Source organism: Fimbriimonadaceae bacterium, assembly GCA_019638795.1.
GTDB lineage: Bacteria > Armatimonadota > Fimbriimonadia > Fimbriimonadales > Fimbriimonadaceae > JAHBTB01.
Map to the genome: position 1 here is coordinate 116,996 of JAHBTB010000003.1, position 13,659 is coordinate 130,654.

Consider the following 13,659-nt stretch of genomic DNA (forward strand, 5'->3'; position numbering starts at 1 on the left):
GGGCGACGGACATACTGGTCGCGCCATGACGATTCCCGCACTCGTGCTCGTCGCGCTCATGCCGGGGCTGGGGACCCCGCATGTCCAAGACCGGGGACAACAAGTCACCGAACAACAAAGGGAGATTGACGAGGAACTCCGCCGCGAGGCTGAAGAACGCGAACAGTACCGTGACGGCACCAATGCCAAGGAGCAGCGGGCCAAACTCCACAAGACGGTCATTGGCAGCCCGGCGAGCCTCCGGGCCAAGGCCTGGGCGCAGCGCCAAGAGATGGTCCTCGACACACAGACCCGGGGCGTCACTTGGCAGCAGATCGGACCCGTGAACCAGGGGGGCCGGATCATCCACATCGAGGTCCCCGCCAAGACCCCAGACACCGTCTTGGTCGCCTACGCGACCGGCGGTCTTTGGCGGACCGACGCGGCGGGCCTGAACTGGACGCCGATCTTCGACGACCAGAGTTCCTATGGCATCGGTGCGTTTGACGTGACCGCCGACGGCAAGACGATTTGGGTCGGTACCGGCGAGGTGAACAGCCAGCGCACCAGCTACGCCGGGACCGGGATGTTCGTCAGCCGTGACGGGGGCAAGACGTGGCGGCACTCCGGCCTGGACGAGAGCCACCACATCGGCAAGGTCATCATCGACCCCAAGCACCCGGACACCGTTTGGGTCGCCGTCTTGGGGCACCTCTACAGCCAGAACTCCGAACGCGGGGTCTACAAGACCACTGACGGTGGCAAGACTTGGCAGCACGTGCTCAAGGTCGATGACTGGACCGGCGTCCACGACATGGCGATGGACCCGCGCAACCCCAAAGTCGTCTATGCCTGCGCATGGGACCGCGACCGGCGCGCCTGGGACATCAGCGAGTCTGGGCCGGGTTCGGCGGTCTATAAGACGACCAACGGCGGCAAGTCGTGGGACAAGGTCACCGGTGTGCCGAGCGGTTGGGACGGCGGCCGCTACAGCATCGCCGTCGCCCCGAGCAAGCCGGACCGGGTGTACGTGTTCATGGAGAACATGGGCTCGGACCCCGAGACCGACAAAATCGACGAGTTCACGCCTCCGGGCCGCTTGACCATCCAGCGGTACCTCCGGACGCCCTGGGACGTGGTCAAGCAAGTCCCCGACGCGACCCTCAAGACGTTCCTCCAACGCTACCTACCGAGGACGGAGAAGCCGGACGACGTCATCAAGAAAGTCAAAGACGGTTCCCTCAGCCAAGAGGCCCTGAACGAACTGTTCTTGAAGGCCAACAAGAAAGTCTTCGACCTGGCTGAGGCGGGATCACAAGTGTGGCGCTCCGACGACGGCGGCAAGAAGTGGACCAAGATGACCGCCAACGTCGGGGTCCTCGGCGGCTACTACTTCAACAGCACCGTCGTCGACCCGAACGACCCGGACACCCTCTATGCGACGGGCACGTTGCTCTACAAGTCAAAGGACGGCGGCAAGACATGGGAGACGACGGCACGCACGGTCCACGTCGATTTCCATGCCCTGTGGATCGACCCCAAGGACTCCAAGCGGCAGTATGTCGGCGAGGACGGCGGTTTCGGCATGAGCATGGACGGCGGCGATACCTGGACGGCGGTCAACCGTGTCCCGGTCGGCCAATTCACCACCATCGCGGTCGACAACAAGACGCCGTACAACGTCATCGGGGGTCTTCAGGACAACGGCACCCTGATGGGGCCGAGCACCCACCGCACCGGGATCAGCGACCCCGACCAATGGAAGTCGATCGGCGGCGGGGACGGGAGCCAGGTGGCCGTCGACCCGCGTGGCGACGGTGACACTCTCTACACCGCCTCCCAGTTCGGGGCCTTCTCGCGGTTGGAACTGGGTTCGGGCTCGCGACGGGGCGCGTTCATCCAGCCGCGCCCCCGCCAAGGCGAGACCCTGCGGTGGAACTGGCTGGCCCCGATCATCATCTCGCCGTTCCACCCCGACGTCATCTACGTCGGGTCGCAGAAACTGCACCGGTCGTGGAACCAAGGCCGGAGCTGGGAGACCCTGAGCGGCGACCTGACCAAAGACTTGCCGAACGGGAACGTGCCGTTCTCGACCCTCACCCAGATTAGCGAAAGCAAGTTCCACTTCGGACGCCTCTACGTCGGGGCTGACGACGGGACAGTCAAGACGACGCCGGACGGGGGGATCACCTGGCAGGACATCTCGACCCCGGCCAAGGACAAGTGGGTGACGCGGCTCACCGCCAGCGTCCATGTCGACGGGCGCCTGTACTGCAGCCAAAACGGCTACCGCGACGACGACTGGACGCCTTACGTGTGGGTCAGCGAAGACAATGGCAAGTCTTGGAAGTCCATCGCCGACGGACTTCCCTCCATGCCGGTCAACACCGTCCGCGAGGACCCCGACCACGCCGACGTCCTGTACGTCGGTAACGACGACGGCGTCTACGTCTCCATCGACCGGGGCATGTCGTGGCAGTTCCTCGGCTCGGGCCTGCCCAACACGCCTGTTCACGACTTGGCGGTCCAGTCCCGGGAACGGGAGATCGTCATCGCCAGCCATGCCCGGAGCGTTTACAAGCTCGAGCTCAAATGGCTGGACGAGATCGTCAAAGGGACCTTCAAAGACAAGGGCCTGACCATCTATGAGGCGGGGAACCTGTCCGGCCAGAAGGACTGGCCGTACTCCCGTTACCCGGCCTACAGCGCGGGAACGCCTAACGAACACGACCTTAACGTCACGGTGTGGTCGACTGCCCGCGGCGAAGGGACCCTTGAGTTGGTGGACAAGGACGGTAAGGCCGTCGCGAGTAAGAAGGTCGAAGTCAACAACGGCATCAACTTCTTCGCCGTCTCGACCCTGGTCAAGGCGGGCGACCGGTTTGCCCCGTTCACGGCCCCGGAGAAACCGACCTCACCGGACGAGGCGCTACAGGACCCCTACGCCGCCCGTCGCCCGACGTACGTGCCGGCCGGGGAGTACAAAGTCGTCCTGACCGTCAATGGCCAGAAGGCGGAGAAGTCCGTCAAGGTGAACGCGTAGATTCCCCATAATCCACTTGTCGGGCCCGACGTCGCGCCTGCAGAGAGGACGCGGATATGGCCTGGAAAGGGATTGTCGAAGAGTTCCGCCCGCGCCTGGACTTGGCTCCAGGCGCGGCGGCGGTCACCTTGCTTGAAGGCCAGACTCCACTGGTCCCCTTGCCCAAGATCGCCCGGCTCATGGGGGGCGGTTTCAACTTGTATGCCAAGTTCGAAGGCCTCAATCCGAGCGGTTCGTTCAAAGACCGGGGGATGACCGTCGCCGTCACTCAGGCTGTCCACGAGGGGGCGGCGACCGTCGTCTGCGCCAGCACGGGCAACACCGCCGCGTCGGCGGCGGCCTACGCCGCGCGGGCCGGGTTGAAGTGCGCCGTCGTGATCCCCGAAGGCAAAGTCGCCTTGGGCAAACTCGCCGGGGCCATCGCCTATGGGGCGCAGGTCGTCCAGATCCGAGGGTCGTTCGACGACGCCCTCCGCATTGTGCGCGAGGCGTCGGACCGGGCTCCGCTTTGCCTGGTTAACTCCGTGAACCCCGCCCGCATCGAAGGGCAAAAGACGGCGGCGTTCGAGGTCGTCGACCAACTGGGTGACGCGCCAGACGTCCTCTGCCTACCCGTCGGCAACGCGGGAAACACGACCGCGTATTGGAAGGGGTTCCGCGAAGACTTCGCCGCGGCCCGGTCCACTAGACTCCCGGTGGTCGTCGGCGTCCAGGCGGCCGGGTCGGCCCCCATGGTGGTCGGCCACGTGGTCGACGACCCTCAGACCGTGGCCACCGCGATACGCATCGGCAACCCCGCGCGCTGGTCCGAAGCCGCCGAGGCGTTCCGCGAATCTGGCGGCCACGTCCGGTCGGTCAGTGACGAGGCGATCCTCGGGATGGCCCGGACATTGGCCGAACATGAGGGTGTGTTCTGCGAACCTTCGTCCGCGACCGGACTGGCCGGGTTCGCCGCCGCTGTGGCCGAGGGTTCCCTCGATGTCCACGGCAAGTCGGTCGTCACCGTCTTGACCGGCCACGGGATGAAGGACCCTGACAACGCGATGACGGGCCGGGCCGCACCGGTCACCGTCGACGCCTCCACCGACGCCTTCTTGCGCGAGGTCACGGGATGATCAGGGTCAGGGTGCCGGCCACCACCGCGAACCTCGGCCCGGGGTTCGACTGCATGGGAATGGCCCTGGACCTGTGGAACACTTTCACCGTCGAGGAGACCGGGCCGCGCGGCGAAGTCGTGGTCGAGAACACGGGCGAAGGCGCCGACCGACTGCCCACCGACCGGACGAACCTGGTCGCCGAGACGACCCTGGCTTTGTTGGGGAAGCGTTACGACGACCTTAAGCGCGGACTAAAGTTCACCAGCCACGCCGAGGTGCCGTGCGGGAGCGGGCTGGGCTCCAGTTCGACCGCCGTCGTCGCCGGGGTCACGTTCGCCGAAGCCCTTTTGGGCGACATCGACCGCGACCGGATCCTCCGCCGCTCGGTGCAGATCGAGGGCCACGGCGACAACGTCGGCCCGGCGATCGTCGGCGGCTTACTGCTCATCATGCCCCACGACGGCGGCGTTGTCGTGCGCAGCGTCCTCACTGAACCGATGCGCGTGGTCGTGTGCGTGCCCGACTTTGACTTCCCGACCTCGGTCGCCCGCGCCGCGTTGCCCCAAGAGGTGCCGCTCAAGGACGCGATCTTCAACCTGGGCCGGGCCATGTTCGCCCTCCAAGCGTTCCGCAACGGTGACGACGACCTCCTCAGCATCGCCCTCGAAGACCGTATCCACCAGCCCTACCGGCTCGGCCACATTCCCGGCGCCGCCGACGCCATCGAGGCGGCGCGCCAGCAGGGGGCGGTCGGCAGTTGTCTCAGCGGAGCCGGGCCGGGGATCATCGCCTTTGCCCGGAAAGACCACGGGCTGATCGGGCAGGCGATGGTCGAGGCCTATGCGCAGGCCGGCCTCCAGGCTCGTGCATGGGTCCTGGACACCACCCAGGAAGGCGTCTCGTTCGAACGCTCGGTCAGCGTCACTTCTTGACGCCAAGGACGAACACCGTCCACGCGTCGTCCGGGGTACCGGTCGTGAAACCCGTGCGGAGGGTCGTCTGCCTGTTCTCGCCCGACTTCACCACGAGTTCGAACGAGTACTCGGTCTTGGACTTCAAGGGCCGGGCCGGCATACACACGACCTCGCCGGGGCGTAGCTCATTGTCGTTCCCGGGGTGGTTGACCAACATGTCGACCACTTCCCCCTTCCGCGTCGTCAGGCGCGCCCCCACAAACGCAAACGAAGTCAGCCCGTAGAACTGGACGGTGATCGGCATCCCCACCAGCTTTCCTGCGCCCGGGTGCAACCTCAGCGGGTCGGGCATCTCGTTCACGACCACGGCGGGCGGCACACCTTCTTGGCCGTCGAACGGAAATACGATGGGGTTGGCCGGGAGAGTCTTGGCCTTCCCCGGCGAATAGTCAATGACGAGGAACCCCTTGCCCGGGCCAGTGCCCATCACCAGGGGGCCCGGTGAGAACAGCGGCATCCGATGGTAGGGCTGCAGGAGGAGCCGGACAAGACCCGACTGGTAGGCCTCGCTCCCCTTGCCGTCGATGGTCGTGACGACTTCGCCCAGGGGCTTCACAAAGCCCTTCTGCCGGGCCCGGTCGCGAGGCGTGGCGCCAAGGAAACCGGTGACTTCGCGGGATTCGCTGTGCGAAACCCGACCCGTCCCGTCCAGATACCGGGCGTGGGACGTCGCCGCGTCGTCGAGACGGTCGTCGGGCAGTGCGGGCTCAAGGCCCAGCCGCTGCCGGAAGGCGTTCAGGACGATGACCGTCTCGGCCCGGAAACGCGTCAGGTCACCGTCGGCCGGCTTGGTCTGCCCCAATCCCAAAGCAACTGCCATCGCCCACATGGCCGACTCATAGTACCGGCACCCACCCGCCGGACTTCGCGGGTATGGTCACCGACCATGACCAGAGGCCCGATCGTCTTCGTCACCGGATCCCCGGCGGCGGGCAAGACGACCTTATGCGCCGCCCTTGCCAGGCAGTTCGACCGGACGATGGTCGTCCCGGTGGACGACATGCGGGACAGTTGGGTGGTCCAGGGGCATGCGGGGTCGGTGGACTGGGGCGACGAGACAGAGCGCCAGTTCCAGCTTGCCGAGCACGCGACGTGCGCCGTAGCGAAAGTCTATTCAGAGGGCGGGTTCACTGTCTTCATCGACCACTGCCGTAACCTGGCGAGGCTCGACCAAGTCGTCGCCGAGCACCTTGCCGGTTGGCCCGTCCTCAAGGTCTGCCTCCAGGTGCCCACCGACGTCGCCCTTGACCGCAACGCGAAGCGGACCAACAAGTCGTTCGACACCCAGGCCCTCGTCCCGATCATCCACCACGTGACGGCCCAACACTTTGCCGCGTCAAGCCGAGACGGCTGGCTTGTCCACGACAACTCGGGTGGCGACGTCCAGGTGGCCGTCCGAGCCGTGGTCGCTGCGATCGAGGCCCTTTGATGCAAACGTCGAAACTCTTGGTAATCTAATGATATGAAACGCCTCGCCCTCGTCAGCGTCGCGCTGGTCGCCGGACTGGCCTGCACCTGGTCGGACGGTGACTATCCGCCCGTGGTCAAGAAGACCCTCTATGCGAGCAACGACCTGCGGGGGAAGGCCGCTCCCAAGTTCGAGTTTGGCAAGTGGGTGAAGAACGGCGACCCGGACCTCAAAGGGAAAGTCGTCCTCATCGACTTTTGGGCGACGTGGTGCGGACCGTGCCGCAAGACGATCCCCGAACTCAACGAATGGGCCAAGAAGTTCTCTGGTGACCTGGTTGTGATCGGCGTCAGTGACGAACCAGTGGACACGATCAAGAAGTTCATGGAGAAGACGCCGATGGACTACAGCGTCGCAAGCGACGCGGCAAAAACAATGTCCAAGCAGGTCGGGGTCATTGGCATTCCCCACGTCCTCGTGGTCACCCCCGACGGAGTGGTCCGGTGGCAAGGGTTCCCCAGCCAGGCGGAGGACAAGCTGACCACAGAAAAGCTCGGCCAGATCATCGCGGCCAGCAAGAAGCACGGGGCCTAGTCCACGAAGCCGACCTGGATGGGCTTCGTGTGATGAAGCCACCAGACCAACGCTTGGTCAAAGACCCGGCGGGCGTGCTTGGTGCTGTGGAACCCGTTCCCGGGCGCCCAGACGTAATCGTAGCCCTTCCAGCGAAGGGCCGCCATCATCTGTTGGTTGCAGATCCACCAGCTTCCGTGGACGTTGTCCAGGTCATTCGCCCCGTCCTGGAGGAAGACGCGGACCGGCTTGACCTCGGACTTGCGGACAAGGAACGGATAGTTGTGCCCGCCCTCCACCAGGGTCGGGCCGCTGGCGATGTCGGCGAAGCTCCCGATGAAGCTGATCGCCGTGCCGAAGAGGTCGGGACGCTCCCAACACGCGGTGAACGAACAGATGCCCCCGCTGCTGTTGCCCGTAAGCGCCCGCCGGGCGGGATCGTGGCTCAGCCCGACCAGCTTCTCCACTTCGGGAAGGACTTCCCTTTCCAGGAAGGTCACGTACTTGTTGTCGAGGGCGTCGTACTCACGGCTGCGGTCGCTGTAGTTCCCCGGCTTGTCTTGGCCAGGCTCGACGAACACGCCCACCACGGGCGGAATCTTGCCCGCGGCGGCTAAGTTGTCAAGGAACGCCGACTGCCACTGCCTGTCCCACTGGGCGTCCTGGCACACCAGAAGGGGGTAGCCAGTCGCCTTGTCGTAGCCTGGGGGCAGGTAAACGTACCACCGCCTGGTCGTGCCCGGGTACGTCTTGCTCCTGAGCTCACCCATGTCGCGGAGTTCGCCCTTGAGCCCAGACTTGGGGACAGACTGGTAGGGGTTTGCCCGGTAACCCTCCACCTGGATCCCGGTGCGAAGGGGCTTGCCGTCCACTTCGATCTGGGCGGGAAAGGCCTGCCCGTCGTCCAGGTGGACGGCCCCGATGTGGAGCCCACCCCCCACGTTGGTGAGGGTCACCACCGCCTTGCCACGACTGGTGACGGTGACCGACCGGCCAGACGTCTGCACCGCGAAGACATAGTCGAGGAAGTCGTCGGCGACGGCGCCCTTCGCGAGGTCTTGGGTGCTGAACCGCCGACGGACGGCCTCGGCGGCCTGGAACGGTTCGCGGGCGATCAGCGACCGGATGTCGGCGATAGAGGGCGGTTCCTGGTGACTCATGGCGACCATCGCGAGGGCGGCAAGCATTTTCCAACCATACCGCCCACAAAACGACACGACGACATCTGTCGAAGCGAGTGCCCAACGGGTAGAACACCGCCCATGCCCCGGCCGACCATGGCGACGTTACACCAGTTCCCCAATGCCGCCACGACTCCGGTGGACCGCCTTGACGACCTCGGGTGGGAGGAACGGCATGTCTTATGCGTGGGCCGCACCATCAACGGCCCGCACGGGGTCGCGTTCATCGGCGACTCGATCACCGAGGGTTGGGACTCGACCGGCCGCGCCGCCTGGGACGCCTACTTCGCCCCGTTGGGCGCGGCCAACTTCGGCATCGGAGGTGACGGGACGTACAACGTCCTGTGGCGGTTTGACAACGGCGAAGTCCTCGGTGTGCCGTGGAAGGCGTTCGTCGTCCTTATCGGGACGAACAACGTGGGCTGGGGCATTTGCGACGGGGAGCAGACCTACCAAGGGGTGGTGGCGGTCGTCGAAAGACTTCTTTCCGCCCAGCATGACGCCCCGGTGCTCCTTCACGAGATACTGCCGCGAGACCACGAACCGGACGGCAAGATGCGCGTCCAAGTCGACCGGTGCAACGAGTTGCTCCGCCGCCACGACTTCGGCCCACGGGTGAGGCTCCTCGACTTTTCGGGGCTGTTCCTGCGGCCTGACGGGACCCTGCCCGTCGACGCGGCCCCGGACTTCCTGCACCTGTCTCCAGGATCGTACGAGGTCTGGGCAGCCGCCCTCCATCCGGAAGTCATCGCCGCCATCGGCTGACAGCAAACTGGCCTGCTGACGCGCAAAATTGCGGGAATGACCGGGGGTAAACCCCTATTCCCTACACAATAGAGGAAACCCTGGCATATTCGTGGCGCCACCGGCCAGAATGGGAGGTGATGTCTGGATTCAACGGACTCGGATTGCATTTGGGGAACCTCTCTCGGCTGTCCGACGCCAAAACACGGAGTATCAGCCCGGAGAACTTCACGGGGGGCAAGGGCGAGGGGGGCAAGTCGACGGACGGGCCGGCGGCCGGGTGCGCCCGCGACCTCGGCGTCGGCTGGAAGCTTTCACCGTTTGTCCGGATCGAACCGAAGTCCGAACATGTGATGGCGGACATCGAGGGGCCGGGGGCGGTCCAACAAATTTGGCTCACGCCGACCGGCAATTGGCGCTACACGATCATCCGCATCTATTGGGACGGGCAGGAACACCCCTCCGTCGAATGCCCGATCGGAGACTTCTTTGCCTGCGGCTGGGGAGAGTACGCCCAAGTGACCTCGTTGCCCGTTTGTGTCAACCCGGGCAGTGCCTTTAACTGCTACTGGGAAATGCCCTTCCGCAAGCGGTGCCGGATCACGGTCACCAACCTCGCCGACGAGCAGATGACCCTGTACTACCAGGTCAACTACACCCTGACCGAGGTCCCCGAAGACTGCGCTTACTTCCACGCCCAGTTCCGCCGCACGAACCCCCTGCCTTACAAGGAGGTCTACACCATCCTGGAAGGCGTCAAGGGGCGGGGCCACTACGTGGGCACCTACATGGCCTGGCAGGTCAACAACAACCAGTGGTGGGGTGAGGGCGAGATCAAGTTCTTCATGGACGGGGACAAGGAATTCCCCACGATCTGCGGCACGGGCACAGAAGACTACTTCTGCGGGTCGTACAACTTCGACTTAGGCATCGAAAGGGGCGGGTACCGCGAGTTCACCACTCCCTACGCCGGATTGCCCCAGGTCATCCGGCCGGACGGCCTTTACCGGGCCAACACCCGGTTCGGCATGTACCGATGGCACATCATGGACCCGGTGCGCTTCGAAGAAGACCTGCGGGTGACGATCCAAGCCCTGGGATGGCGGAGCGGCGGCCGCTACCTTCCTCTTCAGGACGACATCGCCAGCGTCGCCTACTGGTACCAGACCCTGCCGACCGCCCCGTTCCCCGAACTGCCGAGCCGCGACTACCTCGAGATCATCTGATTCCGAGGGCGTCGCGGCCCGGCGGGGCTCAGCGGCTCAGTCGGGCCCTCATGAGGACGACGTTGTACGGGTTCCACGTCGACATAAGGAAGTAGACCGTGGCGTTCTTCTGGGTTCCCTTGAAGAACTTCGGGATCATGTAGGGCCCGTACTCTCCGCCATAGTCGTTCTCCCGGCCCGGGTCATGCACCGAGTCGGCTTTCTTGACCTTCCAACTGATGTGCATGAACTTGCCGTAGCCGTCGCGGTCGGGGTCGAAGACGATGGTCGGGTCTGACCATGGCCCCCACGGGGTCTTGGCCGAGCGCAACGTGATGCCCCTGGGCTTGTCGCTGTTGTAGAGCATGATGTAGCGGCCCAACTGCGGGTTCCACGCCACAGACAACTCCCCGACCACGGGATGGTCGAACAACGCCTTGGCGTTGTCTTCCGACGGGCTCCATCCGTTGCCGTCCCAATAGCGATAGGCGCTCTTTTTGTCGACGTCCTTGAGCGGCACGTAGGCCAGTCTGGGTGAGCTCCGCCGGTACTCGGCCCCGCTCGCCCACATGAAAAGGACCTTCCCCTGTTTCACCGGAAAGCCCTTGAGCTTTGAGGCGTCGACGATCTGGGGGGAGACGTTGACGAAGTGGTTGCTGGAGAGGTCCAGCACCTTGACCCAGTTCAGGCCGTCCTTCGACCGGGCAAGGACGCTCCGGCCCATCACGACGCCCCGTTGTTCAAACCGGTGGGCCGTCGTGTAGAAGCCGTACATGTAACCGGCGTGGCTGAAGCCGCCGTTTGGCACTTCGAAACCGGCAAGACTGACCCCCGGGATCTTGACGGTGCCGTACTTGCCGTCCGGTGCGGTGATGAAGTCGAGCTTTAGACCATTGTCGGGGTTGGTGTCGCTGGAGTAAGCGATGGAGTCGCCGTCCACCGGACGGTCTGGCGTGTTCGGGCCTGTCGGCCACGTGTCACCAAAGAGGAAGACGAGTTTGCCGTTATGTTCAAAGGAGGCGCCCAAGTCGGTGCCGCGCAGTCCGAACCGGCTCTCGGTCTGGCTGTCGGTGGGTTTTTGGCGTTGCCGGTCGGTCTGACCGGTCACTTGAGAGACTTTGTCAACGGCGAGGACTTTGATCTCAGCCGCAAATGTGGTGAGGATGGCAGTGAGGAACATGGGGGAGAAAAGGACGCCGGCCAGGCGAGCTGGCCGGCGTCTGGTGCCATTACCGTTGACCCGGGTTCTGGCTTTGCGACGTGGGGGATTTTCCGTCAGAAACCCCGTAAGCGGCTTTCAACTGGGGCGGCAAGGTGTTCTTGTCGCCGATCGTGGTTTCGCCGCCACCACCCTTGACGAGCATAGCCGCGAGCACCCCGACGATGATGACCGCCACAATGACGATCACGGGTGTTGGGAGAGGTTTCTTGATGGTCTTCTCCTTAGCCTCGGCAAGCCTGGATCGGATCGTCGGCCTTGTCGTCCTGGATCGTCCAGTCCGTCACACAGCCCGCGAACTTCTTCCGCGACTTGGCGTGGGTGTCCGTGTACGTGATGTTGATCTGGCCGTTGAACGCGCCGCCCTTGATCGGGTCGGTGGTCGTCGAGTCGAAGTAACCGATGACGGTGAAGCCGCACGGCAGTGCGCCGTTGACGACGACGTCCTTCGAGTCGACCGCCCACAGGTCGTGGAAGATGGCGTTCGTGAACAGGATGGTGTCCGCCGGGAGGGCGACCGCCGTCGCGTTCGTGTTGATGCCGTCGGGGCGGCTCACGCCATAGTGGCCCTTACCAAACGACCCGTCGCCCCAATCCGAGAGGACGCCGCCGCACTGGTCATGCCACAGCGAGGTGCCGGCCGTGTAGCCGCGGTCCTCGGTGTTGTTGATACCGTAGGAGATGTCGATGGTGTAACCGCTGTTGGTCTGCTTGGCAAGGCCTTCCTTGACCATCAGGTCCCAGTTCCAGTTCCACCGCCAGTCAAGGTTGTCCCAGCGCTGCGCATAAGCGGGCGAGAGGAACATCTGGACGTTCTTGGTGTACGGCTTGATCATCAAGTACCACAGCGTGGTCTGCGGGCCGTTGGGCGTCGGCGAGTTGTAGTGCGCGGGCGCATGATAGACGTCGTCGTAGTCCGACAGGTACAGGGCTTCGGCAATGCCGAGTTGCTTCAGGTTGCTGAGGTCTTGGGTCTTCTTTGCCGCCGTCTTCGCCTGGGCGAAAACAGGGAAAAGGATCGCCGCGAGGATCGCGATGATCGCGATGACGACGAGCAGTTCGATAAGCGTGAAGGCTCTTCTGGTTTGGTGCATCTTTGCTACTTCCAATTGAGGATGACGTGAGAACAGGGCTGGGGTCAGCTGGACGACGAGAGTCGAGACACAGTCTCGTGGGCTTCAATAAACTGGGCAGGGATGCGGAGCGGGCCGCGTTCGATCTTCTCTCCGCGCATCAGCGCGTTCAAGCGGTTGACCGCGGAGATGCTCATCAGGTCCATCTGCTGGATGATCCGATGGAAGCGCCAGTGCTGGCGAAGGAACACGTGGCCGTAGTCGTTGAACGTGGCCACTTCGAAATCTCGACCGATCTGCAGGTTGAGTTGTTCGCAGGCCTCGTTGATCCCCATGGCCAAGCGGTCGTGGACGCAGAAGGCGGCGGTGGGCGGCTCGTCGGACACCCGCATGGCGACGAGCGCGTCGATCACCGACTGGAACATCGTCTCCGGGTCATAGTCGAGGGCCAACTGGATCCACCGCTCAAGCGATTTGCGCGGCTTGTCGGCCTCCGCGATCGCGGCGGAATAGCCCAAAAAGCGTTCGCGGACGCTTTGGGCGTGGTCGTTGTTACTGCCGAAGAACGCGATGCGACGGTGGCCGCGGCTGACGAGTTTCTTCACCGCCAGGCGGCTCGCTTCGACGTTGTCGGTCAGGACGACCAAGTGCTCGCAACCGCGCGGGGCACGGTCGATGAGCACCAGGGGGTACCCGGTGTCGCTCAATTCGTTGAAAAGACCCGCGTTGGTGTCGCCGTCCGCGGGGTAACAGATGATGCCGTCGACTTCGCCCGCCAGACGCCGTAGGTTCTCGGCCTCACGCTCGGGGTCACCCTTGGAAGTCGAGACGACCAGCCTCGCGTCTTCGTCCAAGGCGTGTTCGATGTGCATCATCAAGTCGCCCTGGAACCTGACGTTCGCATAGTCGACGATGTAGGCGACGCGGTTGGACTTGCGCGGGGCCTGGCTTGCCACGACGCTTCCCCACCGTCGCTGGCGGGTGATCAGACCCTGGCCCTGCAACTCGTGCAGGGCCCGATGGGCGGTGTGCCGGCTCACTCTCAGCCTGACCGCCAAGGCCTCCTCCGTCTCGACCCGGTCACCCGGCAACAGAGCACCACTCGTGATCTGCGCCGCGATCTCGTCCGCGATCTTTTGCCAGGTTGCCCTCTGCACGGAAGT

General features: G+C 64.3%; 13 protein-coding genes. 7 read left to right on the forward strand and 6 right to left on the reverse strand.

Features of this window, described 5'->3' with window-relative positions; genetic code table 11:
* Positions 1-25: 25 nt before the first annotated feature.
* From KF857_05530 to thrB, 3 genes are read left to right on the forward strand one after another with little or no spacing between them, the layout of a single operon-like run.
* The gene (locus KF857_05530) at positions 26-3,022 is read left to right on the forward strand and encodes a hypothetical protein (GenBank protein ID MBX3111454.1); all 2,997 of its coding nucleotides are present in this window, start codon (positions 26-28) and stop codon (positions 3,020-3,022) included.
* Between the two features lie 56 nt (positions 3,023-3,078).
* On the forward strand, positions 3,079-4,137 hold the full coding sequence (locus KF857_05535) for a threonine synthase (protein MBX3111455.1): 1,059 nt from the start codon (positions 3,079-3,081) through the stop codon (positions 4,135-4,137).
* Positions 4,134-5,051 (forward strand): homoserine kinase, encoded by a 918-nt coding sequence (thrB, locus tag KF857_05540; GenBank protein ID MBX3111456.1) that lies wholly within the window; start codon positions 4,134-4,136, stop codon positions 5,049-5,051. Before KF857_05535 ends, thrB begins: the two co-directional genes overlap by 4 nt.
* Here the strand turns inward: thrB and KF857_05545 are convergent.
* Entirely contained in the window at positions 5,041-5,913 is an 873-nt protein-coding gene (locus tag KF857_05545) for a hypothetical protein (protein MBX3111457.1), read from the reverse strand. The genes thrB and KF857_05545 overlap by 11 nt on opposite strands.
* Before the next feature lie 66 nt (positions 5,914-5,979).
* On the opposite strand from KF857_05545, the gene KF857_05550 reads away from it, so the two are divergent.
* Positions 5,980-6,522, forward strand: coding sequence for an AAA family ATPase (locus KF857_05550; protein ID MBX3111458.1), 543 nt, complete (start codon positions 5,980-5,982; stop codon positions 6,520-6,522).
* Positions 6,523-6,555: 33 nt separating this feature from the next.
* Positions 6,556-7,095, forward strand: coding sequence for a TlpA family protein disulfide reductase (locus KF857_05555; GenBank protein ID MBX3111459.1), 540 nt, complete (start codon positions 6,556-6,558; stop codon positions 7,093-7,095).
* Here KF857_05555 and KF857_05560 read toward each other — a convergent pair.
* A complete protein-coding gene (locus tag KF857_05560; GenBank protein ID MBX3111460.1) occupies positions 7,092-8,261 on the reverse strand; it encodes an esterase family protein in 1,170 nt (389 codons plus the stop codon). The genes KF857_05555 and KF857_05560 overlap by 4 nt on opposite strands.
* A gap of 75 nt (positions 8,262-8,336) precedes the next feature.
* On the opposite strand from KF857_05560, the gene KF857_05565 reads away from it, so the two are divergent.
* A complete protein-coding gene (locus tag KF857_05565) occupies positions 8,337-9,020 on the forward strand; it encodes a hypothetical protein (protein ID MBX3111461.1) in 684 nt (227 codons plus the stop codon).
* A 119-nt stretch (positions 9,021-9,139) separates the two neighbouring features.
* Positions 9,140-10,225, forward strand: a complete 1,086-nt coding sequence (locus KF857_05570) for a DUF2961 domain-containing protein (GenBank protein ID MBX3111462.1) — start codon at positions 9,140-9,142, stop codon at positions 10,223-10,225.
* 28 nt (positions 10,226-10,253) lie between these two features.
* On the opposite strand, the gene KF857_05575 is transcribed toward KF857_05570, so the two are convergent.
* The 4 genes from KF857_05575 to KF857_05590 are packed head-to-tail and all read right to left on the reverse strand — an operon-like array spanning position 10,254 to position 13,653.
* Positions 10,254-11,384, reverse strand: coding sequence for a DUF4185 domain-containing protein (locus KF857_05575; protein MBX3111463.1), 1,131 nt, complete (start codon positions 11,382-11,384; stop codon positions 10,254-10,256).
* 49 nt (positions 11,385-11,433) lie between these two features.
* On the reverse strand, positions 11,434-11,613 hold the full coding sequence (locus KF857_05580; protein MBX3111464.1) for a hypothetical protein: 180 nt from the start codon (positions 11,611-11,613) through the stop codon (positions 11,434-11,436).
* A gap of 34 nt (positions 11,614-11,647) precedes the next feature.
* Positions 11,648-12,517: a prepilin-type N-terminal cleavage/methylation domain-containing protein gene (locus tag KF857_05585; protein MBX3111465.1), complete on the reverse strand. Its 870-nt coding sequence runs from the start codon at positions 12,515-12,517 to the stop codon at positions 11,648-11,650.
* A 44-nt stretch (positions 12,518-12,561) separates the two neighbouring features.
* A complete protein-coding gene (locus KF857_05590; GenBank protein MBX3111466.1) occupies positions 12,562-13,653 on the reverse strand; it encodes a GntR family transcriptional regulator in 1,092 nt (363 codons plus the stop codon).
* Positions 13,654-13,659: the final 6 nt, after the last annotated feature.

What these genes read in the sequence shown, in the direction of transcription:
- KF857_05565 (MBX3111461.1), top strand. Translation starts at nt 8,337, where the DNA reads ATGCCCCGGCCGACCATGGCGACGTTACACCAGTTCCCCAATGCCGCC.
- KF857_05550 (MBX3111458.1), top strand. Translation starts at nt 5,980, where the DNA reads ATGACCAGAGGCCCGATCGTCTTCGTCACCGGATCCCCGGCGGCGGGC.
- KF857_05535 (MBX3111455.1), top strand. Translation starts at nt 3,079, where the DNA reads ATGGCCTGGAAAGGGATTGTCGAAGAGTTCCGCCCGCGCCTGGACTTG.
- KF857_05575 (MBX3111463.1), bottom strand. Translation starts at nt 11,384, where the DNA reads ATGTTCCTCACTGCCATCCTCACCACATTTGCGGCTGAGATCAAAGTC.
- KF857_05555 (MBX3111459.1), top strand. Translation starts at nt 6,556, where the DNA reads ATGAAACGCCTCGCCCTCGTCAGCGTCGCGCTGGTCGCCGGACTGGCC.
- KF857_05530 (MBX3111454.1), top strand. Translation starts at nt 26, where the DNA reads ATGACGATTCCCGCACTCGTGCTCGTCGCGCTCATGCCGGGGCTGGGG.
- thrB (MBX3111456.1), top strand. Translation starts at nt 4,134, where the DNA reads ATGATCAGGGTCAGGGTGCCGGCCACCACCGCGAACCTCGGCCCGGGG.
- KF857_05545 (MBX3111457.1), bottom strand. Translation starts at nt 5,913, where the DNA reads ATGGCAGTTGCTTTGGGATTGGGGCAGACCAAGCCGGCCGACGGTGAC.
- KF857_05560 (MBX3111460.1), bottom strand. Translation starts at nt 8,261, where the DNA reads ATGCTTGCCGCCCTCGCGATGGTCGCCATGAGTCACCAGGAACCGCCC.
- KF857_05570 (MBX3111462.1), top strand. Translation starts at nt 9,140, where the DNA reads ATGTCTGGATTCAACGGACTCGGATTGCATTTGGGGAACCTCTCTCGG.
- KF857_05585 (MBX3111465.1), bottom strand. Translation starts at nt 12,517, where the DNA reads ATGCACCAAACCAGAAGAGCCTTCACGCTTATCGAACTGCTCGTCGTC.